The following is a 23,381-nucleotide window of genomic DNA, read 5'->3' on the forward strand; positions in this document are numbered from 1 at the left end:
CCGGGTTCTTTGGCGTGCGCTGAGTCTCCCGGAGGTTGGGTTGTGAACGTCCCCGCATGGATGTGGATCGCGACGATCGTGGGTCTGCTCGTTCTTCTCGCTGTCGACCTCGTGATCGTCGATCGGAAACCCCATGAGGTGACGATCGGTGAAGCCGCCCGCTGGGTGATCTTCTACGTCGCGATGGCCGCCGTCTTCGGCGTCGGCATCTGGTACTTCTCCGGTGGGCAGTACGCGACCGAGTTCTTCGCCGGGTACATCACGGAGTACTCGCTCAGCGTCGACAACCTGTTCATCTTCTTGATCATCATGACGACGTTCAAGGTGCCGGCGATCCACCAGCACAAGGTGCTGCTGATCGGCATCCTGCTCGCGCTCGTCATGCGCGGCATCTTCATCGCGGCCGGCGCGGCGCTCATCAGCCAGTTCAGCTGGGTCTTCTTCATCTTCGGCGCGTTCCTCATCTACACCGGCTGGCAGCTGGCGCGGGAGAACCACGCCGAGGAAGAGGAGTACAAGGAGAACCTGATGCTGCGCATGGTGCGCAAGGTTTTCCCGGTGACCAACGACTTCCACGGCTCCAAGTCGTTCATCAAGATCGACGGCAAGCGCTTCGTGACCCCGATGTTCATCGTGATGGTCGCGATCGGCTCCACCGACCTGCTCTTCGCGCTCGACTCGATCCCCGCGATCTTCGGCCTCACCAAGGAGCCGTTCCTGGTGTTCACGGCCAACGCGTTCGCGCTGATGGGTCTGCGCCAGCTGTACTTCCTGCTCGGCGGCCTGCTCGCGAAGCTCGTCTACCTGTCGATCGGCCTCTCGGTCATCCTCGGCTTCATCGGCGTGAAGCTCATCCTCGAGGCGCTGCACACCAACAACCTGCCGTTCCTCAACGGCGGCGAGCCGTTCCACGTGCCGACCATCGGCATCGAGGTCTCGCTGTCGGTGATCATCGGCGTCCTGGCGATCACGACCGTCGCCAGCCTCCTCAAGGTGAAGCGCCACCCGGAGGCCGCGAAGCACATCGACGCCAACGCGAACCACTAGTCCCGACGCGGTGAAGTGGCACGTGCCCCTCGGGGGTACGTGCCACTTCCGCTTTCAGGCGACGGAGACGCCGTTCTGGTAGACGGCGCGCACGGCCTGCTTGAGCGTTCCGGCCTTCACGTGCTGCTCGGCGTCACCCTCCACGAGCACGAGGTCCGCGAGCTTGCCGGGCGCGAGCTCACCGAGCTCGTCCCCGAGGCGCATCAGCTCGGCGGCGGAGGTCGTGGTCGCGTGGAGCGCCTCGGCGGGCGTCATGCCGTACTCGACCATCAGCGTGAGCTCGTTCAGGTTGTCGCCGTGCGGGCCGACGCCGGAGTCGGTGCCCATCGCGATCTTCACACCCGCCTCGTGGGCCTTCTGGAACGACTGGAAGTGCTGCGTGACAACGGTCTTCGCCTTGTCCAGGACGACGTCGGAGATCGCCACGCCCGCGGCGGCCTGGTCGAGCACCATGCGCGGCGCCATCAGCGTCGGCACGAGCCACGTGCCGTTCTCGAGCATCTCCTCGACGCCCTCGTCGGTGAGGAAGACGCCGTGCTCGATGGAACGGACGCCGTTGCGCACGGCCGTGAGGATGCCGTCGCCGCTCATCGCGTGCGACATGACCGCGATGCCCGCGGCGTTGGCCTCCTGCACGATCATCGCGATCTCCTCGTCGCGGAAGTGCGCGTGCCGGGGGTTGCTGCGCGGTGACATCACGCCGCCGCTCGAAGCGATCTTGATGATGTCGGCGCCGTGGCGGACGAGCGTGCGGACGACCTTGCGCAGTTCCTCGGGACCGTCGGCGACGGTGTCGGGCAGACCGGGGTGCAGCGGCGGCGAGACGTGCGCGCCGCACTGCATCCAGTCGTCGTTGTGGCCGCCGGTCTGCGACACCATGTTGACCGCGATCTGCATCCGCGGGCCCTGGACGAGTCCGCGCCGCACGGCCTCGGCGACACCGAGGTCGGCGCCGAGCGCGTCGCGGACCGTGGTGATGCCGCACTGCAGCGTCGCCTTCATGTTGCCGATCGCCTCGTAGAACGGCAGCGAGAACGGCGTGTTCAACGACCGCACCAGGTCCGCGCCGCTGAACATGAAGTGCACGTGGCAGTCGAAGAGTCCCGGCAGGATGGTGTGGCCGGTCGCGTCGACCACGGTGTCGCCGTCCAGTCCGATGCCCACGTCGACGATGCGGTCGCCCTCGACGACCACGTCGCCGGGTTCGGTCGTCCGGCCGGTGAAGACCCTGCCCCCAGAGAACACGATGCGCGTCATACGCGGGAATCTATGCGGTGAGTCAATTTTTGTGATCGGTCAACAAATAACTCTGAGCTTTGCTAACAAGTTCTGTTAGCGTCCACGCCGTGCGCCCAGAAGACCTGCAGCTGCTCACCACGCCCGGCACCGTCGCCGTGTCCGGAGACCTGGTGCTGGTCAGCATCACCAAGCCCGATCTCGAGAAGAACACCTACCGGGGCGGTCTGCACCGGGTGTTCCCGGACGGCACGACAACGCCGTGGACACACGGTGATCGTGACAATGCGCAGCGCATTTCTCCCGATGGTCGTTTTGTCGCTTTCCTGCGCGTCAGCGGAAAGTCCAAGCCGCAGCTGTACGTCGTTCCGGTGGACGGGGGAGAGCCCCGCCCGCTGACCGACCTGCCCCTGGGCGCCGGTGCGCCGGTGTGGTCGCCGGACTCGTCGCGGATCGCGTTCGTCGCCCGCGTGCCCGAGGAAGGCCGCTACGGCACGACCGACGACGGTCCCGAGGCGGAGGCGCCGCGCCGCATCACGCGCCTGGACTACCGCGTCGACGACGTCGGCTTCCGGCTCGACCGCCGCCCGCGCCTGCACGTGGTGACGCTGGACGGCGAGGTCTCCGAGCTGACGGACGGCTCGTTCGACGTCGCCGACCCGGCCTGGATCGACGACTCGACGCTGGTGTTCGCGGCGCCGCGCGACCTCGGTGCCGTGGAGACGCTGCACGCCGACCTCTACACCGTGCCGGTCTCCGGGGGTGCGCCGTCGCTGCTGGTGCGCACGGCCGGTGACGCGTCGATGCCGTTCGTGGCCGAGTCGTCGCTGTTCTGGCTGGGCACTGAGTTCAGCGGCATCGACGCCGTCGCGCGCAACCACGGCCTGTGGAAGGCGTCGCTCGACGGGTCCGGCGCCGTGCGGCTCACCGACGTCGAAACCGTGGACGTGGAACGGCTGTCCGGTCCACCCGTCGCCGACGCGACCGGCGTACTCCTGGTGGTGCGCAACCGCGGCGCCCTGGAGCTGCGGCGGATCCCGTTCGACGGCGGCCCCGGCGAGGTGCTGGCCGGCACCGAGGCCGCGGTCCGCTCGTTCGCGACGGACGGGTCCACCGTGGTCGTCGTCGTGTCCACTCCGGACGACGTCGGCCAGGTCGAGTTCGTGGGAACCGGTGTGCGCACGGCGTTCCCGTCGGTCGACGCGCGCCGGGTGGTCGAGCTGAACGGCTCGGCGTCCGACGGCTACCCGGTGCACGGCTGGCTCGTGCTGCCCGACGGCGACGGCCCGCACCCGGTCGTCGTGGCGGTGCACGGCGGCCCGTTCATGTACCACAGCTGGGGTTTCTTCGACGAGGCCCAGGTCTACGCCACGGCCGGCTACGCCGTCGTGCTGCCGAACCCGCGCGGCTCGGCGGGGTACGGCCAGGCCCACGGCCAGGCGGTCATCGGCAAGTTCGGCACCGTCGACGTCGACGACGTCCTGTCCCTGCTCGACGTCGCACTGGCCCGCGAGGACATCGACTCCGAGCGCGCCGGCGTGATGGGCGGCTCCTACGGCGGCTTCATGACGTCGTGGTTGTCCGCGCACCACGGCGAACGGTTCCGCGCGGCCTGGTCCGAGCGCGCCGTGAACGCGTGGGACTCCTTCGGCGGCTCGTCGGACATCGGCTACTTCTTCGCCGACGCCTACTGCGGCCCCGACCCCGAGGCCCAGCGCGCGATGTCCCCGCTCACCTACGCCGAGAAGATCAACATCCCGTTCGCGGTCGTGCACTCCGAGCACGACTGGCGCTGCCCGCTGGAGCAGGCCCAGCGCATGTTCGTGGCGCTCAAGCGGCGCGGCGTCGAGACGGAGATGCTGATCTTCCCCGGCGAGGGGCACGAGCTCACGCGGACCGGGCAGCCGCGCCACCGCAGGCAGCGCTTCGACGCGGTGCTGGAGTGGTGGGACCGCTACCTGAAGGCGTGATCCGGGGAGGGGCTGTTCCGGTCTCCCGCCGGAGCAGCCCCGCTCGGGTTCTCAGCCGGCGGCGAAAGCCCGGAAGCGGGCCAGCAGTTCTCGCGCCTGGTCGGACTCGGCGTCGAAGGCCACGAGCCGCTGGCGCTCTCCCGCCTCCCGCACGCCCACCCAGAAGCACCCGAAGCAGAACTCCAGGTCGAACAGCACCTCGCCGTCCGCCCCGTGCGCCCAGATCGCGTACGCGGCGTTGAAGCACCGCATCGGCTCACCGGCAGGCAGGCTCGCGACCAGCGCCAGCACCGAAGCGGCCTCGGCGTGCTCCCACGACCCGAGCAGGTCGCCCTGGACAGTCCACGCTTCGAGCCGGTGCGCCTTCGAGGCGTGCGCCGGCATCCGCGTGCTCATGGTTTCGTCTTCCACGCCGGTCACCCGAGGAGTGTGTAGTTCAGCTCCTCGCACACGCGCGCCAGCGGCAGGTCGAGGCCCGGGTGGTCGAGGGGCAGCAGCACGTCCGGGGCGGCGGGCAGGCCGGAGGCGCCGGGCGGGTCCCACAGGCAGATCGCCGGGTCGCCCGAGTCCATCGACGAGCGGTACCAGAGGCCGTCCAGTTCCGGGTAGGCCGCGCGGATGGCCCGTGACCAGGCCTGCGTCACGTTCTTCGGACCGGTCGAGATCTCCTGCGAGGCGCCCACGCGCGTGGGCCACAGGCCGCCCAGGTCGAGCAGCCTCAGGGTGCGGCGGGGGCGCAGCACCACGAGGAACGGCGCGCGGGTGCGGCGGTCGACGATCGAGGTGGCCTGGAAGACCTCGGCGATCGACGTGCGGACGGACAGCCCGAAGTACAGGACGCCGTTCTCGTGGTCCTGGACCGGACTGCCGTCGTCGGCCGGTTGTTGCGCGTCGAAGCGGGCGTGGGGCAGCGGGCCGGTGTAGCGGAACGTGTTCCAGCGCTGGGGGTGGGAGCCCTTGGCCGTGAAGACGCGCACGAGGCGGGTCGCCCGGTGCACCGCCACCACGTCCTCGGTGCGCCGCAGGTGTGCCTGGAGCACGGCAGGGGAAGGCGGCTGCGGAAGCCGTGACATTCGGGTCCTGTCGGGTGTTCGGGAAAGCTCAGGCAGGTGTGCCGAGCACGGAGACCAGGGTGGCGACGCGGCGCGGGTCTCCTCCGGCGAGGAGCCAGTCGCGCGGGGTCGCGGGCTTGCCGTCGACGGGCAGGTCCTCCTGGAGGGTGGTCATGAACGCGGCCACGACGAGCGCCGGCTGGTCGGGCGGGATCTCCGCCAGCACCGTTTCGAGACCCGGCAGCACGCCGGTGCCCGCGAACTGCCACGCGGGCAGCCGCCAGCTGCCCCTGTCCTTCCAGCCGACCAGCCTGCCGACGCCGAGGCGGTGCCGGATGCGGCTGGTGTCGACCCGCAGCTGGCGCGCGGCCTCGTTCACGGTCAGCGCCGAGTCGCGCAGCACCGCGTGGGCCACGACGGTGCGGGTGCGGGGACGCGCGTCGCCGGGGCTCGCGGGGGACAGGTCGAGCCCCACGTCGGTCAGGGCCGCCTGCTGGTCCGGCGTGAAGTAGGTGTCCGGTTCCGGGTGCGGTGGCGCGAGCCTGCGTGCCGCGTCGGACACGAGGGCCAGGAACTCGTCGGGGCTCACCTGCAGGCCGGCCTTGGCCAGCACCGTCTCCAGCGCGGGGCTCATGCGCACAGAATAACCCGTGCGTGCGCATTTGTGCGCCCTACGAACGGCTTAAGCGCGAACGTTCGACGTTGTGCGGTCACGCAGCGACGCTACGTGATATCTCCCGGTCCAGACCGGTGACGTGGGCCTCATGTGGCCCATCGATACCATTCCCCGATGCAGCTGGACCGCTCCGCCAAGCGGGTCGTGGTGGCGTGGGGCGCCGTCATGGTCGCCACGCTCACCTACGTCATGCTCCGCCCGCCGGGGTGGTCGCTCGACCTGCGCGTCTACCGCAACGGCGGCGCCGCGTTCCTGCGGGACCTGCCGCTCTACGTCGAAGGCTTCGCCCAGCCCCTCGGCGGTCCCGACCTGCCCTTCACCTACCCGCCGATCGCCGCGGTGCTGTTCAGCCTGCTCGCGCTCGTGCCGCTCGGGGTCGCGATCTTCGCGGTGGCGGCGGCGAACCTCGCGATGCTCACGGCGCTGTGCCTGATCGCCGCCCGCCGCGTGCTCGGCGAAGGCCCGGACGCGGTCAAGTGGGGACTCGGCGCGGCCGCGGTGGCGTCGGTCTTCGACCCGCTGCGCGAGACGCTGTGGTTCGGCCAGGTCAACCTGCTGCTGGGCGTGCTGGTGATGGCCGACTGCCTGCTGGAACGCACGCGCTGGTGGCCGCGGGGCGCGCTGATCGGGCTGGCTGCCGCGATCAAGCTGACGCCGGCGTTCTTCGCGTTGTTCTTCGTGGCACGACGGCAGTGGAAGCCCGTGTTCGTGTCCATCGGCTCGTTCTTCTTCTTCGGACTGGTGGGGTTTCTGATCTCGTTCGGCGACGCGAAGGAGTACTGGACGCACGCGCTGCTTGACCCGGGCCGCGTCGGACGCCTGACGTACGCGTCGAACCAGGCCATCCGCGGCACGCTCGCGCGGTTCGGGCTGGAGAACGGTGCCCAGGTCGCCGTGTGGCTCTTGCTGGCGCTTCTGGTCGTGGCGACGGTGTGGTGGTTGGCGTCGCGTCTGGGCGAGGTCGAGTCCTTCTTCGTCGTGGCCATCGGCGGCCTGCTGATCTCGCCCGTGTCGTGGGGCCACCACTGGGTGTGGATCGCGCCCGCGCTCGTGCTGCTGTCACGGCCCGCGATGCGCCGTCATTGGGCGTCGTGGGCGATCGTGGCGGTGTTCGCGATCGGGCCGCACTGGCTGTTCCCGCGCGACAACGACGTCGAGCGCGACTGGCAGTGGTGGCAGCAGGTGATCGGCAACCTCTACGTGTTCGTCGGGGTCGCCGTGCTGGTCACGCTCGCTGTGACGGCCGTGCGAGACCGCCGTCGAGCTGCTTCGGCCGCAGGCTGAACAGCACCAGCACCACACCCCGCAGGATCGCGAACACGCCGATGGTGATCACGAACGCCATCGCGCCCGCGGCCGGGTTCCGACGGTCTGCGGACGGGCGGGACCCTGCGGACGTCGCGGATGCCTCACTGGACGGACGTGAAAGCTCGCTTCACCGCATCCGCCTGCGTTTCGCAGGCGAGGACCGCGCATCGAGCTGCGTTCTTCGTCCCATGTGGACGGACGTCCGCGAGCTCGGGGCCAAGGGCCTCACCGAGTCGCCGCGGGTGGGGTACCGCCTCTCCCCGAGAGGAGAGGCGTCCCCGCGTTCCTCCGGCTAGCTCTGGCCGGTGATGATCGACACCGCGCGGTCCTGCGTCTGGTCGCTCACCTCGGCGACCTGGAAGCCGCGCGCCACGACGTGCGCCACCAGCTCGGGCTCCGGCGGCAGGCCGTACTTGCGCAGGTAGTGGGGCACGGCCCCGGCCCAGATCCACGTGCCGTCGGTGCGGAAGTTGAGCGGGACGTCCTGCTCACCGTTCTGCGAGAACTCGTCCGTGTCGTAGCTGCGCGCGGCCAGCACGACCGGCGCCGACTCGAGGTAGTTCAGCAGGCCGTCGATCACCTGCGGGTCGACCGGCGGCCGGTTGACGATGATGCGGCCCTCGTCGCTCTTGCCGTCGTACACGCGTGCCGTGCGCAGCTCGCCCTGGCCCTGCTGCTGGCCAGGCTGCTGCGGCGGGACCTGGTACTCCTGCTGCTGCGGGGCCTGCTGCGGCTCCGGCTCGGGAGCGGGCAGCGGCGGCAGGCCGACGCGCTGGCGCCACCAGTCCGGGATCTGCCGGTCCGGCCGCGGGAAGCGCTGCAGCTCGTCGCGGAAGCCGATGGGCGGCGGCGCGTTGCGCCAGCGCGGCTCGTCCTCGGCGTTGAAGTCCACCGTGAACGCCGCGGGCGCCTCGATCTCGTACGTCGCGCTCAGCCACGTGCCGCGCTCGGGGTGGTACATGCCCCCGCGCAGGTGCCCGAACATCTGCACGACGTCCATCGGAGGCCGCACCGGGCGCAGCTGGCCATCGGGCCCGGCGAACGCCAGGTCGACCTCGATGTGCCGCCCCGCCGCGCGGTACTCGGCCCGGATGCGCTGCCAGCCCTGCGGTACGGCCGGCAGCATGGCACGGCCGATCTGCCGCACCAGCAGCTGCTGGTCCTGCTCGCTCAGCGGTGTCGCCGGCTGGCTCATGTGGTCCTCGCCCCTCTCCCCGTGACAGCCCGCTGATCTTATCGGGCCACCGCGACGCGCGTGGGGCGGTCACACACCCCGCGCCTTGACACAACTCAAATTACGTGTTCCGCCCTGTGGTTCCAGCGGATGTCCCACCACGTGGTCCGCCGGTCCCCGACCTGGCACCGCCGGTCGGCACGCCCTCGCTGTCCCACTCGCCGCGGCGGAGCTGACGGCCGTGCTCGTCGAACTCGGCTTCGACGGCGAGCTGCCCGTTCGGGTGCCACTCCCGGGTGATGACCTTTGGAGGAGACCGGCCCTCGCGGCTGATCTCGACCACCTCGCCCGTATACGGCAGGCCTTCGTGCAGGAGGCGGCTTCGGGACTCAGAGTCCCCGTGTGACGCCGGACTGCCTGTCCTCGACGAGGTTGCCCTCCTCGTCCCAGCGCTGCAATCGGATCAGCTCACCGAACTTGTTGAAGAGGCTGTACTCGGCGAGCTTGCCGTTGCGGTGCCACTCGCGCCATTCCCCGGCCGCGGACCCCTTGTCGCACTGCCCCTCGATGTGCTTCTCGCCCGCCGGGTACCACTCCGCCTGAGGCCCGTGCTCGACGCCCGCGGTGTACGAGGTCAACCCGATGAGCCGGCCTTCCGCATCGGTGTCCTCGAGCTCGCCGGTGAACGGTTTGCCTCTGTGCAGGAGAACGGCCCCTGGAGTCTCGATGACCTCGGCTCGGCTCACTCGCACGTTCAGGCGACGTACTCGTGGGTCAGCACGCCGTTCTCGTCCCACTCCCGCCGGTACAGCTGGCGACCCATGTCGTCGTACTCGGTTTCCACCGCAAGCTGCCCGTTCGGATGCCACTGCCGGTTCACGCCGATGAGAAGGCCGAACTTGATCGTCCCCTGCTTGTACGGGCGGTCTTTTCCGTACCACTCGCTGTAGGGGCCATCGGCGACACCGGAGTAATAGTGGTAGCTGGAAATGAGATTGCCCTCACGGCCGATTTCCACCACTTCGCCGGTGTACGGCACACCCTCGTGGAGGATGCCGTTGTAGTCCTCGTCGGTGTCCTCGATGTTCACGCGCATTGTCATCACTCCGGGAGCTCCTGGAGTCGCGGATCACCAGGGGGATGTGTGAGTTTACCAGGGGTGCTGGGTACACCGTCGATCATGCGAGTGCAGTTCGCACAGCACCTGGCAGGATCCGGGAACCGGTCGGACTTGCTGGGTGTGAACGCGTTGTCGACGCGCATTTCGCCCAGAATTCTTCGCAGTTCTTCCGGGCTGACTTCTGCCGGCACGCCTCGGTCGATGAGCATCTGGTTGACGTTCTTGACTTCGGCGTGCCGCGTCGGCATGTCGTTGATCGGGTACGGCGTCCGGAACTCCGAACCGTCCGGCTTGAGCAACGGCTGTCCCGTCCGGTCCGGGTGGCGGTCCGGCTGCGTGTAGCCGTTGCCGTCGCCGGCCGGGGGCGGGTTGCCCGTCATGGCGTCGCGCCGTGCCGCCAGAGCCGGGTGGAGCTTGTCCTCCGGGATCAGGTCGTTCCGGCTGCCGTTGACCGACTCGTAGATCCGGCCGGTCTGCCGGTCGATCGACACGGATGTGCACACGACGTTGTTGCTCGCGTACTTGGGGATGTTCTCCGCCGGGTGGTTCGGCGGCTTGATCGTGCCGTCGGCGATCTTGTTCTCGATCAGCTTGGCGCGGTCTTCGAGCACCCTGTTCAGGTATCTGTCGACCGGCTGACCGTTGTAGTGCGTGATCAGGCCGTTCTCGTCGAAGTCGCACCTGTCGCGGTCGAGCGTCTCCAGCACCTGCGGCTCGGCGCGGTTGGGCGGGAGGTCGTCCGGGTGGTGGGCGAACTCCGGGTCCCGCGTGTACGGCGGGTCGCCCGCCCTGTCCACGGCGCCGTCGGTGTCGTGGGTCGCGTCCGGGTCGTGGCGCTCGGTGCCCGGGGCGTAGCCGTCGTCGCCGGTCTTGGTCTTCGTGCCGTCCGGGTGGTGGGTCTCCCACTCGCCGTTCGGCGGGATCTTCGGCTCGCGCGTGCCGTCCGGGCGGACGGTGGCGTCGCTCGTGAAGACGCGGCCGTGGGTGTCGGTCCAGGCGGGCTTCGTGGGGGCGAGGACCGGGGCGTCGAGGTGCTTCGAGAGCTGCCGGGCGAAGTCGTTGCTGCCCGCGTCGCAGCCGATCAGGCGGACCGGCCTGCTGCCGTCGTACCCGCTGCGGCGGAGCATGTCCGCGTACTCCGCCGGGGTGTAGGTGTGGCCGCCCACGCGGGCCCTGCCGTCCGGCGTGACGTGGACGTCCGCGGTGAAGTAGCGCGGGTCGTTCGGGACGCGGTGCGGGAGGTCGCCCATGTCGCGGTCGCCGCCGTGGTGCGAGACGCCGGACGGGGTGGTCTCGGCGTGGCGCTGGTGCGCGTCCTCGGGGGACGGGCGGTCCGCGGGCGGGGCGTCGGGGTCGTGGTTGTCCGGGGCGCCGTCGTGCGGCCTGTCCGGGGTGGGGTCGTGGGGCCTGTCGGCGTCCGGGCCGCGGTGCGGCGCCTCGGTGTCCGGGGTGCGGTGCGGTGCCTCGGCCGTGTCGGTGCCGCGGTGGCGGGGGCCGTCCGGGCTGGGGGGACGGGAGCCGTCGGGACGGTGGGCGGGACCGGTGCCGTCCGGGCGGGACGGGCTGTCGGGCCGGTGGGGCGCGTCGGGACGGGACGGGCCGCCGTGCGGTGCGTTCGGGCTGTGGGGAGCGTTCGGGTGCGTCGGGCCGGACGGCTGCGGGCGCATCGGAGGGGTGTCGGTGCGCGGCGCGTGCGGGGCGCCCGTGGAGGGGGCGTGGTGTGCGCCTGCCGACGGCGTGTGCGGAGTGGTGGGGGCGTGGGGTGCCGCCGCCGACGGGGTGGTGGCGCGGCTCGGGGGAGTCGCGTCCGGGCGTCCGGCGGCCGGAGCGCCCGCGGACGGGCTGTGCGGGGTGCCCGCCGACGGCGCGTGGGGCATGCCGCCCGACGGGGCACCGGCTGGAGGCATCCCGCCCGCGTGGGACGGCGACGGAGGCATCGACGGCGAAGACGGGGACATGGGCGTCGACGGGCGTGCCGGGGCGTCCGCCCTGGCGGCGGAGGTCGACGTGTCCGGGGTGCGCGGGAGCGGGGCCGAGGAACCCAGGTCACCCCGGCTGCCCGGGGTGCCGGTCCAGCCCTGGCCGCCGGCCGGGGCGCGGCCCGCCGAAGGGGAGGACGGGGTGTTGCCGCCGGCGGCGGGTGCGCCGCCTCCCATCGGGGCCGCCTGGGACGGCGTGGACGACGGGGAACCGTCGGGGGTGCGGCTGGGCGGCGGGGTGTCCAGGCGGGGCGGCGCCTCGGGAGGGGCCACGGACGACTGGACGGTCTGGCCCGTGTTGCGCGCCGGGGCCGGGGCGTCCGGAGTGGACGGGGCGGAAGGGGAGGAAGGACCTCCGGGGCCGGCCGGGGACGAAGGGGAGCCGTCCGGCGTGCGCGACGCCGAGGGAGCGGACGGCGCCGACGCGGAGTCCGGGGTGCGGGAGGGGGCGTCCGGGGCCGACGGGCTGTCCGGCGTGCGCCAGGGCGAAGGCGCGGAGGGCGGCGACGCGGACGAGGGCGACGAGCTGTCCGGGGTGCGCGCGGGTCCGTCCGGAGCCGGGGAGGACGGCGTCGACGGGGACGAGGGCGAAGTGTCCGGAGAGGACGGGGAGGACGGAGAAGAAGAAGGCGAGGACGGCGATGAGTCCGGAGTGGACGAAGAAGAGCCGGGCGACGAAGGCGTGCCACGCCCACCCGACGGCGAGAGGTCCGGGGCGTCGGTGCGGTGGAACAACCCGCCCGGCTTGATGGACTTCGTGGAGATCACGTCGAGCCCGGTCACCTTGCCGACCAGCTTGCCGACGACCTTCATGATCTTGGTGAAGATCTCCACCAGCCGGCCGAGCAGCGGCGAGACCTTCTTGATGGTGCTGATGAGCTTCTGGATCAGCTCACCGATCCGCGTGGCCCACTTGGAGATCGCGGTGACGGCCTGCGCCACGATCACCGGCGTGCCGAAGCCGAGGGTGAAGACGGCCTCCAGCACCCACGTGATCAGCTTCGCCACCAGGTCGGCGATCAGGTCGCGCACCATCTCGCGCACGAACCCGACGACCATGCCCATCACGCCGACGACCGTGCCGACCGAACCGGCGGTCGAGGCCGCGCCGGACAACGCGTCCAGCTGCTCAGCCGCGGCCTTGCGGTAGGCGTCCGCGGCGGCGCCGGTCCACTCCGAGGTGCCGTCGACGGCGGCCTTGTAGTCGCCCGCGACCTTCCCGAGCTCCTGCGAGACGTTGTTCCACGTCGTGGAGTACGACTCGATCACCGGCGGGTCGCCCGCCAGCCAGTCCAGGGCCTCCTTGAGCGGCTGCATGTGTTCCATCAGGAACGAGGCCGCGGAGGACAGCAGCGTGCCGAACGGGTCGATCGCCATCGACGCCGCGTCGGCGGCCAGGCCGAGGACGCCGAGGCCGCCCTCGATCCAGTTGCCCTCCGAGATGCCCTTGTACGCGTCGGCCGCGGAGTCGGCGATGGAGAAGCCGGTCGCCCAGCCGTTGTCGCCGGTGCCCGCGTTGAAGAAGCCGGACGGCTCGGCCGGGGCCGTGGCGACCAGCGGGTTGGGTGATGACATCAGACTCCGCCACGCAGGGTTTTCGTGATCTGGTCCTCGACCTGCTGGTAGTGCTTCGCGGTCTCGGTGACCTTCTTGGCGGTGCTGTCCATCGCCTCGGCCACGCCCTTCAGCGCGTCCGTGCCCCACTGCTCAACGGGGTCGAGCAGCATCCGGAACGGCTGGCAGATGATCCCGTACGCGTCGGTCGGCATCGACACGGTGTTCGCCGCGTCCACTGCCCCCTGCAGGCGCCCGTGCAGGCCCTCCAAGGCTTTGGCGTGCGCTTCCAGCACGTCCGACGTGACGTTGAAACCACCGGCGGTCATCGAACCCCCTCAAGTTCGAGCAGCGGACAGGAAAGATCAGGAGAGCACGGACTCGCCACCGAAGTCGTCGTCGTCATCGGACGGACGACGGCGGCGCGGGGGCGGGGGCGGCGGGGCCGGGCGTGCGGGCGGCGGCGCGTCGTCCTCCACCCGGAAGTTGATCTCGTTGCGGTCGTACGGCGTGCGCGCCGGCTCTTCCGCGGGAGGAGCGGGGAAGTTCTTCTTGGCCTCGTTGAACAACACGTTGGCCGTCTCGTCCTGCGTGCCGATGGTCTCGGCCATGGCCTCCTGCAGCAGCTGCGGGATCCTCGACTGCGCGCGCTGCAGCAGCTTCATGATCTCGCCGCTGATCTCGGCCATGCGCTTGCCCGCGGCGGACTCGTTGATCACCAGGTTCTGCAGGATCCCGTTGGACCCGACCAGGATCTCGACGGAACCGTCCTGCGACCGCTCGGAGATCGTCATCCCCTGCACGCGCGTCGCCATCTCCTGGTAGCGGGCAGCGCGTTCCTGGATGTTCTTGTTCCAGTTCGCGAGCATCTGCTCGGAGCCGGCGATGTCCTCGGGCACCGGTTGATCCCCTCCTGAAACTGCGGCGGACTCCAAGGATGACGCAGCCGGAACCCGTCTCGTTCCGGCACCGGGTCAAATGAGCCGGAAGGACCAGCGACGTCCCACCGATCGGAGCAGCGGGACGTCGCGGGGTCAGTGCGTCAGTTCACACCCAGCAGGTCGACGACGAAGATCAGCGTCTCGTTGGGCTTGATCACGCCACCGGCGCCACGAGCGCCGTAGCCCAGGTGCGGCGGGATGACCAGCTTGCGGCGGCCGCCGACCCTCATGCCCTGGACGCCCTGGTCCCAGCCCTGGATGACACGACCGCCACCGAGCGGGAACTGGAACGCCTCGCCGCGGTCCCAGGAGGCGTCGAACTGCTCGCCCGTCGAGTGCGAGACACCGACGTAGTGCACGGACACGAACTGCCCGGCCGTGGCCTCCGCGCCGTCGCCGACGGTGATGTCCTCGATCAGCAGGTCGGTGGGCGCCGGGCCGTCGTGCGGGTCGACCTCAGGCTTCGTGGGGGCCATCACAGACTTCCTCTCGGAACGGGGTTGTTCGCGGTCGATCCAATCACGCGCGCGTGAGAACGGCCGAATGGCCTACAGGGACCAAGCCCGCCGACGCCCGCCCGGGGCGGGGGTGCGCGACCGCGGAAGAAGGGCGGCAACCCTTCCCGGCCCCGCTTACGTCCTCACACCATGAACGGCAAGAAGCTGTTGGCCGGCACCGCCGTGCTGGCCGTCGCCGGAGTGTGCGTGAGCTCCGCGGTGAGGGACGAACCCCTCACGCCACCGATCGCCGACCACGGGCCGGTGCGCCTCGTCGCGTTCGACTCGTGCGACAACGCGGTGACCGAACTGCGCCGCGCCATGGCCCCGTACGTCACGGCGTACGGCCTCGGCGGCGGCCCCACCATGTTCGCCGAGGGCATGGCGACCGACAGCGCGGGCGTCGCGCAGAAGGCGACGCCCGACGCGCGGGCCGCGACTCCGCCCGCGCAGCAGCAGGAACACTCCACGACGAACGTCCACGAACAGGGCGTCGACGAGCCGGACATCGTGAAGACCGACGGAAAACGCCTCGTCTCCATCGCCGGCGGCAGGCTGCGGCTGGTCGACGTCGCGAGCAAGGCCGTCACGGGCACCGTCGACCTCGGTGAGCGCCGCGCGAGCCAGCTGCTGGTCTCGGGTGACCGCGCGCTGGTCGTCACCGAGGGCCCCGTCCCGCTGTTCGAGCCGACGTTGCCGCCCGACCGCCCGTCGTACGCGCCCGAGACCGGCACCGAGCTCGTCCTCGTGGACCTCGAAACGCTCAAGGAGATCGGCAGCCTCAAAACCGACGGCTTCTACCTCGACGCCCGCCAGATCGGCGGCACCGCGCGCGTCGTCGTCCGCTCGCAGCCACGCCTGCCGTGGGTGTACCCGGACCAGACGACCAACGAAGCAGGATCGTTGCGCCGCAACAAGGAGATCCTGCAGAACGAGCCCATCTCGTCGTGGCTGCCGCGCTACGAGCTGGACGAGGACGGCGCTCGCTCCAGCGGAACGCTCGTCGACTGCGCGAACGTCAGCCGCCCGGCGGCACCGAGCGCGACGTCGATGCTGACCGTGCTGACGTTCGACCTCTCCGGCAAGCTGGGCACCGGCCGACCGGTGTCGATCGTGGCCGACGGCGACACGGTCTACGGGACGGACCGGAGCCTCTACGTCGCCGACGACCACCGCCTGCTGCCGGAACTCCCTTCCCGGCGACCGGTTCAGCGCCCCGTCAGCACGGCGATCCACCAGTTCGACATCAGCCAGCCGGGGGCGCCGAAGCACGTCGCGTCCGGTGAGGTCAACGGCACGCTGCTGAACCAGTACTCGTTGTCGGAGCACGGAGGCGTCCTCCGCGTGGCCACCACGACGGGCACGGAGACGCGGTGCTGCTGGCGCGTGCCGGCCGACGTCGCACCGCCGCAGCGGGAAGCCGCGCCGCCGTCGGAGAGCTTCGTCACGACGCTGCGCCGCGAGGGCGGCCAGCTCGCCAAGCTCGGTCAGGTCGGTGGGCTGGGCAAGGGAGAGCGGATCTACAGCGTCCGGTTCATCGGCGAGATGGGCTACGTCGTCACGTTCCGCCAGACCGACCCGCTCTACACGCTCGACATCAGCGATCCCCGGCAGCCGAGGGTGACGGGCGAGCTCAAGATCACCGGGTACTCCGCGTACCTGCACCCGGCGGGTGAGGGGAAGCTGATCGGCGTCGGCCAGGAGGCCACCTCGCAGGGCAGGACGACCGGCACGCAGGTGTCGCTGTTCGACGTGAGCGACCCCGCGTCACCGCGGCGGCTCGCCCAGCACCACCTGCCGGACACCAGTTCCGAGGCGCAGTTCGACCCGCACGCGTTCCTGTACTGGCCGCAGGACGGCACGCTGGTCGTCCCCGTGTCGAGCCACCGGTCGGACTTCGAGGTGTCGTCGCTCGTGCTGCGCGTCGAGGGGGACCGGCTGCGCGACGCGGGCCGGATCGCCGAGCCGTCCGGTCAGGACGGGCGCGGCGGTCAGCGGCGCACGATCGTGATCGGCGACCAGCTGTGGTCGATCTCGGACGCGGGCGTCCAGGTCAACGCGCGCAACGGCTTGGCGCAGCAGGCCTGGCTGCCGTTCACGCCGTAGCGCGGTCCCCGGTGAGCAGGCGGTGCGAGAGCACCGTGCCGCCTGCCATCGCCGCCGGGATCACGACCAGCGCGGCGAGCGGGACGAGGCACAGCAGGTAGGTGGGGACGGCGAGCCCCAGCACCAGGCCGCGGCGCGTCGCGAGGATCTTCCTGCGCTGCTTGAACGAGCGGCCGCGGCGCGTGAACGGGATGCCGGTGAGCTCGATGCCGAGCAGGTAGCCGTTGATGCACACGGCCAGCACGGGCACGACCGTCTGCCCGACGACGGGGATGAACCCGCAGACGAACAACGGGATCGCGAACGCGATCGAGGTCGCGACGAGCAGGAGGGTGCTGCGCAGGCCCACCACGAACCCGCGCCACCAGCCGATCTGCTCGGCCTCCGGCACACCGCCGAGCTCGTCCTCCACCTCCTCGGAGATGTACTCGTAGAAGGGGCCGCCGATCATCAGCGTGATCGCGGTGAACAGCAGCACGCTCAGGCCGAGCACGGCCGCGATCACCGAGATGCCGACGGCGACCTGGGCGACGCCCTTCCAGGTGTCGCTCCACGAGTCGGCGAAGCCGGTCAGCCAGCCGGCGATCGAGTCGATGCCGGTGAACAGCAGCACCCAGCCGGTCATCATCAGCACCGCCGTGATGACCGCGGGCAACGCCCCGACCAGCACGCGCTTGGGCGAGCTGAACACCAGCCGGAACCCGCGCAGCAGCAGACCGACACCGGCACCGAAGTCCTTGATCACGGCCGCAGGATAGTCGGTGCGGGGCCGTCGCCGCTGCGAAGTGCGGTGACTACCCGGGAGGAGCGGCGACGCAGGCGGTCCCGGCCCTGCGGAACCCGACGCGCTCGTAGACCCTCGCGATCTCCGCGCTGCCCGCCGACAGGAACACCAGTTCCGCGCCGCGGGCCAGGGCGTCACGGGCCAGCCCGGCGGTGACGGCGCCTCCGAGGCCGCGGCGCCGGGCCGCCGGCAACGTGCCGATCCCGACGATCTCCACGACGTCGCCCGCCCGTTGCGCCGTACCGGACGCCAGCACGCCCTCGCCCGGCACGTCGGCCACCGCGTACCGGTGCCTGCCCGGCATGGGGGTGGCCACCGCGAGCGCCGCATCCCGTTCCGCGACACCGGCCTCGCCCTTCGCGGTGCCCGGTGACGAGAACGCCAGCTGCGCCACCACCTCGACCTCCGGCGTCCTGGTGCCGAGCAGGCGCACGTGCGGGTGCGGCTGCGGCAGCCGGTCCGGTTCGAGGACCATCAGCGGCGCCTCGAGCACCTCCAGCCCGGCCTCGCGGGCCACGCCGAGCAGGTCCGGCGTCGTCTCGTGCACCCACTCCAGCGCTTCGGGAACACCGAGCTCGCGCTGCCGTGCGCGCATCTTCACCACGTCGTCCACCGTGGGCCGCCCGCCGGGGTACCGGGGCCGCGCGTAGAGCGGGTAGCCGTCGCCCGCCTGCACGAACAGCACCAGCTCCCCGTGTTCCTCAACGCGAGATCCCGGTCGGGGCACAGAGTCGTAAAAGCTTTCGAGAACGTCCCACACGGACGATCACGCTAGCTACCTTTGGCGGTATGACGCACCGCATTTCCCGCAGCGGCCTCTCATGAGGGCGCTGGCGGCGCTCGTCGCCCTCATGCTGGTGCTGACCGGCTGCGGCGGCGACCGCGAGGACCGCTTCGCCCGCCCCGGCGCGCCGAAGAACTCGCCCAGCGGGAAGTTCGTCGCGCACGCCGAGAGCGCGAGCGAGGTGCGGGTGACCGACCGCAACGGCGGCGACGTCTTCCGCAAGTCCTACGAGTACGCCACGAGCTCCCGCGCCGACGGCATCGGCGTGGTGTGGCTGTCCGGGAAGGACCAGCTGTGGGTCCTCGTCCCCGGCGACACGAGCGAACGCGTCGAGGCGGGCCCGGACGGCGTGTGGACGGCGGTCGAGGCCGAGCTACCCCGGGAGATCACGCGGCTCGGGTGACGGGTCCTTCTCGCCCTGGGCGAGCCTGCGGCCGCGTTCCAGCTCCGCGTCGAACTCGGCACCGAGCAGCACGGCGATGTTCGAGATCCACAGCCACACCAGGAAGACGATCACACCACCGAGAGAGCCGTACGTCTTGTTGTACGACGCGAAGTTCGCCACGTAGATCGCGAAACCGGCGGTGGCGAGCGCCCACAGCACGATCGCGAGCAGGCTGCCGGGGCTCACCCAGCGGAAGCCGGGCTGCCGCACGTTCGGCGCGGCCCAGTACAGCACCGCGAACGCGAGGCTCACGAGCAGCAGGATGACCGGCCACTTCACGATGTCCCAGACCGTCACGATGGTGTCGCCGAGCCCGAGGGCGTTGCCGACCGCGTCGGCCACCCCGCCGGTCAGCACGAGCGCGCCGAGCGTCAGCGACACCAGCACGACCGAGCCCAGGGTGAGCGCGAGGCGCAGCGGCACCGTCTTCCAGAACGGGCGGCCTTCCTCGACGTCGTACATGGCGTTGCACGCGCGAATGAACGCACCGAGGTAGCCCGAGGCCGTCCAGAGCGCGGTGAGCAGGCCGACGATGCCGAGCAGGCTGGCGGCGTTCTGGCTCTTCTGCAGCTCCTCGATGGACGACTTGACCAGGTCGCCGGCCTGGCCGGGCGCGACCTCGTCGACGTACTTGATCAGCTCCTGCGTCGTCGTGTCGCCCAGCAGCGCGAGCACGGACGTCAGGACGATGATCCCGGGGAACAGCGACAGCACCGCGTAGTAGGTGAGCGCGGCGGCCCAGTCCGTCAGGTTGTCGTCGTTGAACTCTTTGACGGTCCGCTTGAGGACGCCCCACCAGGCGCCTTTGTCGAGCCTGGTGGGGCTCTTGACGTGGTTACCGGCGGGCACGGCGCCAACCGAACGACCGGGTGCCGGAGCCGACACCGGCGAGGTGCAGCGCGAGCAGCAGCAGTCCGAGCACGATGAGCGTGTTCACCGTGATCACGTCACCGAGCCCGGCCTTGGCCAGATCCAGGATCAGCGCCAAGCCGAACGAGACCGCGGCGATGATGGCCAGCATGTGTCCGCCTCCTGCCAGATGATCAAAGGCTGTGGTGAGGTGCGGATACCCGCTCGGTTCGGGGTGAACCACGCCGTTCGGAGCAATGGACGTGCCATGATCGGTCCCGTGGACGTCCAGCGCTGGCAGGCAGCGGCGGTTCCGTGGTGGGTGACCAAGGTCGGGCTCGTCGGAGGGTGGGTCGCCGCCTTCTACCTCGCCGCGAGCGCGGGTGAGGCACCGTGCACGACCGCGCACCCGTGCATGCCGGACCCGGTGTTCTCCCTCGCCGTGGTGCCGCTGCTGGCCACGCCGTTGCTGCTGCTGTTCGGCCGTGTGCTCACGGGCTGCGCGATGGGCGTGCTCTTCGGTGCCCTGGACCTCGCGCTCGACGGCAGCGCGGCGGCGAACGTCGCGTTCGTCCTGCACGCCGGTGCGTGTGCGTTGGTGGCGGCGTGGACCTTCAGGTCGCGCGCGGACCAGCACGACGCGGCGGGTGCGGCCCTCGTGTCGCTGCCGGACCTGCCGCCGCAACGGGGAGTGCTGCGCGTCGTCGCCGTGCTGCTGGTCCTCTTCGGCTTCCTGGCGTTCGTGCAGTACAGCCTGATCAACGACGAGATAGCGCAGCACGTGGCGAAGGCCAGCCGTGTCGACGCCGAGGTCGTCGAGGTCAAGAACGCGAGTGAGGTCTGGGTGGAGCTGCCGGACCGGCAGCGCACCGCGTTCCAGCCGCTCGCGGCGGACACCTACCACGTCGGCGACGAGGTCCCGGTGCTCGCCGACGGCACCTGGGTGCAGATGGCGAACGAGCCGGAGGACGTCACGTGGTGGCTCACGCTCGGCGGTGCCGCCGTGTTCCTCGCGATCGTGCTGGCCGCGCGGGAACGCCGCCGGCGCTCGTTGTGGAACGGCCCGGTGAAGGCGATCCGGTTGCAGGTGCGCCCGCTCGGCCCGCGCCGGATCCTGCTGCGGCACGGCCAAGACGACATCGCCACGGTCGCCACGCTCGCCGATCTCGGCCTGGAGGAGCCGCTCTACCACGACACCGAGCAGTTCGGCCGCGTGTGGCGCGGCGAGGAGGACCCGCCGGTGCGGCTGGACCCGCCGGAGGTCCTCGTCGCGGGGGAGTGGCACCACGGAGGCCAGGTGGCGCTGCTCGTCGAGGGCGAGGTGGTGGCGACCAGCACCCTGAGCAGGGTCCGCCCGCGCCACACCGTCCACAGTGCACATCTGCCGGGGGAGCCCGTCACCACGGGCACCGCGGTCGAGCTGCCGCACGCCGTGTGGCCGGGTGACCGCCGCCGGGCCGAGGGGGTGGTGCTGTTGCTCGGTGCCGCCGGGGCGCTGGTCGCGCTGAAGGAGTACCCGGACCTGATCGTGCTGGGCCTGATCGGCGTGCAGTGCGTGCTGTCCGCCGTGACGCGGTTCCAGCCCATGCTGCGCCTCGACCACGACGCGGTCGTGCTCTACACCGGCGTCTTCACCTACCGCGTGCCGTGGGAGCAGGTGCACGGCGTGCGCCGCTCCGGTCCCCAGCTCATGCTCGCGTTCGGCCCGCACGGTGACGTGCTGACGACACCGCACCTGCCCGACAGGCAGGCGGGCGAGAAGCTGATGTGGGCGCGCGCCCGGTCGTCGATCGCCGAGCCGCGGGGCCGGAGGGTGACCCGCAAGCTCAACGTCAGCGTGTTCGCCGGGGCGGCCTACGCGGCGCTGGTCCTGTTCATCTGAGCCGGGCGACCGCCGCGAGCAGGCGGTCCACATCGGACTCGTCGGTGTACGGGCCGATGCCCGCGCGCACCGCGCCCTTGTCGCCGAGGCCGAGCCACCGCGAGCACTCCAGGGCGTAGAAGTGGCCTGCGGGCGCGTTCACGCCCTCTGCCCCGAGCCTGCGGTACACCTCGGCGGGTTCCAGCCCGTCCACGGAGAACAGCACGGTCGGCGTGCGCGAGGACGCCTTGCTGTAGATGCGCACGCCCAGGTCGCGCAGCCCTGTCTCGAGCTTCTCGCGCAGGCCGAGCTCGTACTCCTCCAGCCCGTCGAGCGAGCGCATGAACTCCACCGCCGCGGTCGTGCCCGCCAGCAGCTCGTACGGCAGCGTGCCCAGCTCGAAGCGTTCCGGCACGGCGTTGGACGAGGGCAGCAGCTTGTCCGGCCGCAACGTCTCCAGCAGCTCCGGCGCCGCCGCCAGCACGCCGAGGTGCGGGCCGAGGAACTTGTACGGCGAGCACACGAAGAAGTCCGCGTCCAGCGCCTCGACGTCGACCGGGACGTGCGGCGTGTAGTGCACGCCGTCGACGTAGACGAACGCCGCCATCTCGTGCGCCGCCCGTGCGATCTCGGCGACATTCGGACGGGTGCCGAGAAGGTTCGACGCCGCCGTGATCGCGACGACGCGGGTGCGGTCCGACAGCAGCTTCGTCACGGACTCGACGGGAAGCTCACCGGTCGTGCGGTCGAACGACGCCCACCGCACCGTGGCCCGTGCCGCCTCGGCCGCCTGCACCCACGGCCGGATGTTGGCGTCGTGGTCCATCCTGGTCACGACGATCTCGTCGCCCGGCCGCCAGTTCTTCGACAGCGTGCGGGCGAAGTCGTAGGTCAGCTGCGTCATGCTGCGCCCGAACACGATGCTGCCCGCGTTCAGGAACTCCGCCATCGTGCGCCGTGCGGTCTGCACGACCTCCTCGGCCCGGCGTTCGGAGGCCGTGACGCTGCCGCGGTTGGAGATCGCCGAGGTCAGCGTCTCCCTGACCGCGTCGGCGACGACGTCCGGCACCTGCGCGCCGCCGGGGCCGTCGAAGTGCGCGGCACCCTCGCGCAACGAGGGGAAGTGGGCGCGGACCGCTGCGACGTCGTAGACCATGTCCTCATGGTGCTGGAGCACCCGCGGATCGGGAAAGGATCAACCGTAGGGTCATCACCTGTTCGCGTGGGCCGAAGTCAGGGGCGACCGGCCTGCCGACCAGTGCCTGCACCCGGCTCGCGCGCTCGAAACCGTTCCGCGCGAACAACTCCGCGGCGCGTGCTCGACCGGGTCTACCGTTCGCGCCTGTAGTACTGCCTCTTCTTCTCGTCCCGCACGGCGACTCCGCGTTTGCGGATCTCCCGCGCCAGTTCCGCGGCCTCCTCGGCCTCGTACTTCGAGATGGCCTTCCTGCGGGCGGTGAACAGCGCGTTCACGTCGGCCGGCAGGTCGGGGGCGTGCTCGACCCACATCCGGAACTCCGCGGCGAACGGGTCGGCGTCCCGCCAGCGGTAGCCCTGCGCGGTGCAGGCGCGCTCGAGCTTCGCCCTGCTCAGGTCGGACTTCTCCCGGGCCAGCTCGGCGCCGTCGCGGCCGAGCAGGACGAGCTGCCTGCCGTCGGCGAAGGCCGACTCGACCTCGTCCCGGCCGAAGCGGAAGGTCTTGTCGTCCCTGCGCAGCGCGACACCGCCCGTCGAGACCTCGACCGACATCATCTCGCTCGCCCAGAACAGCGCGAACACGACACCCGCGACCGCGCCCACGCCGAGCGACACGACCGTTCCCCACGGCTGCGGTATGTCCGTGAACAGCCGGAACACGCCCTGGAACGGGAACCACCCCAGCGTCGTGATCCCTCCGGCCGCCAGCCCGAGCCCCCAGCCCGCGGCGGCACCGGCGAGCGGGCACGCGACCCAGATGCCGTACCGGACCGCCGCGGACTCCTGCACCGTCGTCATGCG

At 70.9% G+C, this 23,381-nt stretch carries 23 protein-coding genes; 6 read left to right on the forward strand and 17 right to left on the reverse strand.

What is annotated here, in order from left to right; translation table 11 throughout:
• Positions 1 to 42 precede the first annotated feature (42 nt).
• A complete protein-coding gene (locus V1227_RS37575) occupies positions 43 to 1,047 on the forward strand; it encodes a TerC family protein (RefSeq protein ID WP_329789867.1) in 1,005 nt (334 codons plus the stop codon).
• 54 nt (positions 1,048 to 1,101) lie between these two features.
• On the opposite strand, the gene V1227_RS37580 is transcribed toward V1227_RS37575, so the two are convergent.
• Positions 1,102 to 2,304, reverse strand: coding sequence for a metal-dependent hydrolase family protein (locus tag V1227_RS37580; RefSeq protein ID WP_329789868.1), 1,203 nt, complete (start codon positions 2,302 to 2,304; stop codon positions 1,102 to 1,104).
• 89 nt (positions 2,305 to 2,393) lie between these two features.
• On the opposite strand from V1227_RS37580, the gene V1227_RS37585 reads away from it, so the two are divergent.
• On the forward strand, positions 2,394 to 4,253 hold the full coding sequence (locus V1227_RS37585) for a S9 family peptidase (RefSeq protein WP_329789869.1): 1,860 nt from the start codon (positions 2,394 to 2,396) through the stop codon (positions 4,251 to 4,253).
• Between the two features lie 51 nt (positions 4,254 to 4,304).
• On the opposite strand, the gene V1227_RS37590 is transcribed toward V1227_RS37585, so the two are convergent.
• The 3 genes from V1227_RS37590 to V1227_RS37600 are packed head-to-tail and all read right to left on the reverse strand — an operon-like array spanning position 4,305 to position 5,939.
• The gene (locus V1227_RS37590) at positions 4,305 to 4,673 is read right to left on the reverse strand and encodes a hypothetical protein (RefSeq protein WP_329789870.1); all 369 of its coding nucleotides are present in this window, start codon (positions 4,671 to 4,673) and stop codon (positions 4,305 to 4,307) included.
• Positions 4,670 to 5,326 (reverse strand): RES family NAD+ phosphorylase, encoded by a 657-nt coding sequence (locus V1227_RS37595; RefSeq protein ID WP_236218017.1) that lies wholly within the window; start codon positions 5,324 to 5,326, stop codon positions 4,670 to 4,672. Before V1227_RS37595 ends, V1227_RS37590 begins: the two co-directional genes overlap by 4 nt.
• A gap of 28 nt (positions 5,327 to 5,354) precedes the next feature.
• Complete coding sequence (locus tag V1227_RS37600) at positions 5,355 to 5,939, reverse strand: DNA-binding protein (protein ID WP_329789871.1); 585 nt, start codon at positions 5,937 to 5,939, stop codon at positions 5,355 to 5,357.
• Between the two features lie 156 nt (positions 5,940 to 6,095).
• Here V1227_RS37600 and V1227_RS37605 point away from each other — a divergent pair, with 156 nt between their 5' ends.
• Positions 6,096 to 7,265, forward strand: a complete 1,170-nt coding sequence (locus tag V1227_RS37605; RefSeq protein WP_329789872.1) for a glycosyltransferase 87 family protein — start codon at positions 6,096 to 6,098, stop codon at positions 7,263 to 7,265.
• Between the two features lie 316 nt (positions 7,266 to 7,581).
• Here V1227_RS37605 and V1227_RS37610 read toward each other — a convergent pair whose 3' ends face one another.
• The 7 genes from V1227_RS37610 to V1227_RS37640 all read right to left on the reverse strand — a co-directional run bounded on the left by V1227_RS37610 (position 7,582) and on the right by V1227_RS37640 (position 14,533).
• Positions 7,582 to 8,484, reverse strand: a complete 903-nt coding sequence (locus V1227_RS37610) for a hypothetical protein (protein ID WP_329789873.1) — start codon at positions 8,482 to 8,484, stop codon at positions 7,582 to 7,584.
• Positions 8,485 to 8,852: 368 nt separating this feature from the next.
• A complete protein-coding gene (locus V1227_RS37615; RefSeq protein WP_329789874.1) occupies positions 8,853 to 9,215 on the reverse strand; it encodes a toxin-antitoxin system YwqK family antitoxin in 363 nt (120 codons plus the stop codon).
• 2 nt (positions 9,216 to 9,217) lie between these two features.
• Positions 9,218 to 9,553, reverse strand: coding sequence for a toxin-antitoxin system YwqK family antitoxin (locus V1227_RS37620; protein WP_329789875.1), 336 nt, complete (start codon positions 9,551 to 9,553; stop codon positions 9,218 to 9,220).
• Between the two features lie 11 nt (positions 9,554 to 9,564).
• A complete protein-coding gene (locus V1227_RS37625; protein WP_329789876.1) occupies positions 9,565 to 13,137 on the reverse strand; it encodes a hypothetical protein in 3,573 nt (1,190 codons plus the stop codon).
• Complete coding sequence (locus V1227_RS37630; RefSeq protein ID WP_329789877.1) at positions 13,137 to 13,445, reverse strand: type VII secretion target; 309 nt, start codon at positions 13,443 to 13,445, stop codon at positions 13,137 to 13,139. The genes V1227_RS37625 and V1227_RS37630 overlap by 1 nt, the downstream gene beginning before the upstream one ends.
• A gap of 36 nt (positions 13,446 to 13,481) precedes the next feature.
• Positions 13,482 to 14,015: a YbaB/EbfC family nucleoid-associated protein gene (locus tag V1227_RS37635; protein ID WP_236222009.1), complete on the reverse strand. Its 534-nt coding sequence runs from the start codon at positions 14,013 to 14,015 to the stop codon at positions 13,482 to 13,484.
• Between the two features lie 143 nt (positions 14,016 to 14,158).
• On the reverse strand, positions 14,159 to 14,533 hold the full coding sequence (locus V1227_RS37640; protein WP_090095813.1) for an FKBP-type peptidyl-prolyl cis-trans isomerase: 375 nt from the start codon (positions 14,531 to 14,533) through the stop codon (positions 14,159 to 14,161).
• 171 nt (positions 14,534 to 14,704) lie between these two features.
• Here V1227_RS37640 and V1227_RS37645 point away from each other — a divergent pair, with 171 nt between their 5' ends.
• The gene (locus V1227_RS37645) at positions 14,705 to 16,660 is read left to right on the forward strand and encodes a beta-propeller domain-containing protein (RefSeq protein ID WP_329789878.1); all 1,956 of its coding nucleotides are present in this window, start codon (positions 14,705 to 14,707) and stop codon (positions 16,658 to 16,660) included.
• Here the strand turns inward: V1227_RS37645 and V1227_RS37650 are convergent.
• Together V1227_RS37650 and V1227_RS37655 are read right to left on the reverse strand one after the other, a co-directional pair.
• Positions 16,650 to 17,405, reverse strand: a complete 756-nt coding sequence (locus tag V1227_RS37650; protein ID WP_329789879.1) for an EI24 domain-containing protein — start codon at positions 17,403 to 17,405, stop codon at positions 16,650 to 16,652. The genes V1227_RS37645 and V1227_RS37650 overlap by 11 nt on opposite strands.
• Before the next feature lie 49 nt (positions 17,406 to 17,454).
• Positions 17,455 to 18,129, reverse strand: coding sequence for a GNAT family N-acetyltransferase (locus V1227_RS37655; RefSeq protein ID WP_329789880.1), 675 nt, complete (start codon positions 18,127 to 18,129; stop codon positions 17,455 to 17,457).
• Positions 18,130 to 18,265: 136 nt separating this feature from the next.
• Here V1227_RS37655 and V1227_RS37660 point away from each other — a divergent pair, with 136 nt between their 5' ends.
• Positions 18,266 to 18,631 carry a hypothetical protein gene (locus tag V1227_RS37660; protein ID WP_329789881.1) on the forward strand — a complete coding sequence of 122 codons (366 nt, stop codon included), beginning with the start codon at positions 18,266 to 18,268 and terminating at the stop codon, positions 18,629 to 18,631.
• On the opposite strand, the gene V1227_RS37665 is transcribed toward V1227_RS37660, so the two are convergent.
• Complete coding sequence (locus V1227_RS37665; protein ID WP_329789882.1) at positions 18,602 to 19,522, reverse strand: YihY/virulence factor BrkB family protein; 921 nt, start codon at positions 19,520 to 19,522, stop codon at positions 18,602 to 18,604. The two genes, V1227_RS37660 and V1227_RS37665, sit on opposite strands and share 30 nt — an antisense overlap.
• Entirely contained in the window at positions 19,509 to 19,694 is a 186-nt protein-coding gene (locus tag V1227_RS37670) for a hypothetical protein (protein ID WP_090095819.1), read from the reverse strand. Before V1227_RS37670 ends, V1227_RS37665 begins: the two co-directional genes overlap by 14 nt.
• 96 nt (positions 19,695 to 19,790) lie before the next feature.
• On the opposite strand from V1227_RS37670, the gene V1227_RS37675 reads away from it, so the two are divergent.
• The gene (locus tag V1227_RS37675) at positions 19,791 to 21,404 is read left to right on the forward strand and encodes a hypothetical protein (protein ID WP_329789883.1); all 1,614 of its coding nucleotides are present in this window, start codon (positions 19,791 to 19,793) and stop codon (positions 21,402 to 21,404) included.
• Here the strand turns inward: V1227_RS37675 and V1227_RS37680 are convergent.
• Both V1227_RS37680 and V1227_RS37685 read right to left on the reverse strand, forming a co-directional pair.
• Positions 21,397 to 22,539, reverse strand: coding sequence for a cysteine desulfurase-like protein (locus tag V1227_RS37680; RefSeq protein WP_329789884.1), 1,143 nt, complete (start codon positions 22,537 to 22,539; stop codon positions 21,397 to 21,399). The genes V1227_RS37675 and V1227_RS37680 overlap by 8 nt on opposite strands.
• Before the next feature lie 173 nt (positions 22,540 to 22,712).
• On the reverse strand, positions 22,713 to 23,378 hold the full coding sequence (locus tag V1227_RS37685) for a YqeB family protein (protein WP_329789885.1): 666 nt from the start codon (positions 23,376 to 23,378) through the stop codon (positions 22,713 to 22,715).
• Positions 23,379 to 23,381: the final 3 nt, after the last annotated feature.

Origin of the sequence: Lentzea sp. DG1S-22, from assembly GCF_036321065.1 — a bacterium.
Classification (GTDB): domain Bacteria; phylum Actinomycetota; class Actinomycetes; order Mycobacteriales; family Pseudonocardiaceae; genus Lentzea; species Lentzea jiangxiensis.

Coding starts and splice junctions, on each gene's coding strand:
- V1227_RS37580 (WP_329789868.1), bottom strand. CDS start 2,304: ATGACGCGCATCGTGTTCTCTGGGGGCAGGGTCTTCACCGGCCGGACG.
- V1227_RS37595 (WP_236218017.1), bottom strand. CDS start 5,326: ATGTCACGGCTTCCGCAGCCGCCTTCCCCTGCCGTGCTCCAGGCACAC.
- V1227_RS37600 (WP_329789871.1), bottom strand. CDS start 5,939: ATGAGCCCCGCGCTGGAGACGGTGCTGGCCAAGGCCGGCCTGCAGGTG.
- V1227_RS37605 (WP_329789872.1), top strand. CDS start 6,096: ATGCAGCTGGACCGCTCCGCCAAGCGGGTCGTGGTGGCGTGGGGCGCC.
- V1227_RS37610 (WP_329789873.1), bottom strand. CDS start 8,484: ATGAGCCAGCCGGCGACACCGCTGAGCGAGCAGGACCAGCAGCTGCTG.
- V1227_RS37625 (WP_329789876.1), bottom strand. CDS start 13,137: ATGTCATCACCCAACCCGCTGGTCGCCACGGCCCCGGCCGAGCCGTCC.
- V1227_RS37630 (WP_329789877.1), bottom strand. CDS start 13,445: ATGACCGCCGGTGGTTTCAACGTCACGTCGGACGTGCTGGAAGCGCAC.
- V1227_RS37640 (WP_090095813.1), bottom strand. CDS start 14,533: ATGGCCCCCACGAAGCCTGAGGTCGACCCGCACGACGGCCCGGCGCCC.
- V1227_RS37645 (WP_329789878.1), top strand. CDS start 14,705: ATGAACGGCAAGAAGCTGTTGGCCGGCACCGCCGTGCTGGCCGTCGCC.
- V1227_RS37660 (WP_329789881.1), top strand. CDS start 18,266: ATGAGGGCGCTGGCGGCGCTCGTCGCCCTCATGCTGGTGCTGACCGGC.
- V1227_RS37670 (WP_090095819.1), bottom strand. CDS start 19,694: ATGCTGGCCATCATCGCCGCGGTCTCGTTCGGCTTGGCGCTGATCCTG.
- V1227_RS37675 (WP_329789883.1), top strand. CDS start 19,791: ATGATCGGTCCCGTGGACGTCCAGCGCTGGCAGGCAGCGGCGGTTCCG.
- V1227_RS37680 (WP_329789884.1), bottom strand. CDS start 22,539: ATGGTCTACGACGTCGCAGCGGTCCGCGCCCACTTCCCCTCGTTGCGC.
- V1227_RS37685 (WP_329789885.1), bottom strand. CDS start 23,378: ATGACGACGGTGCAGGAGTCCGCGGCGGTCCGGTACGGCATCTGGGTC.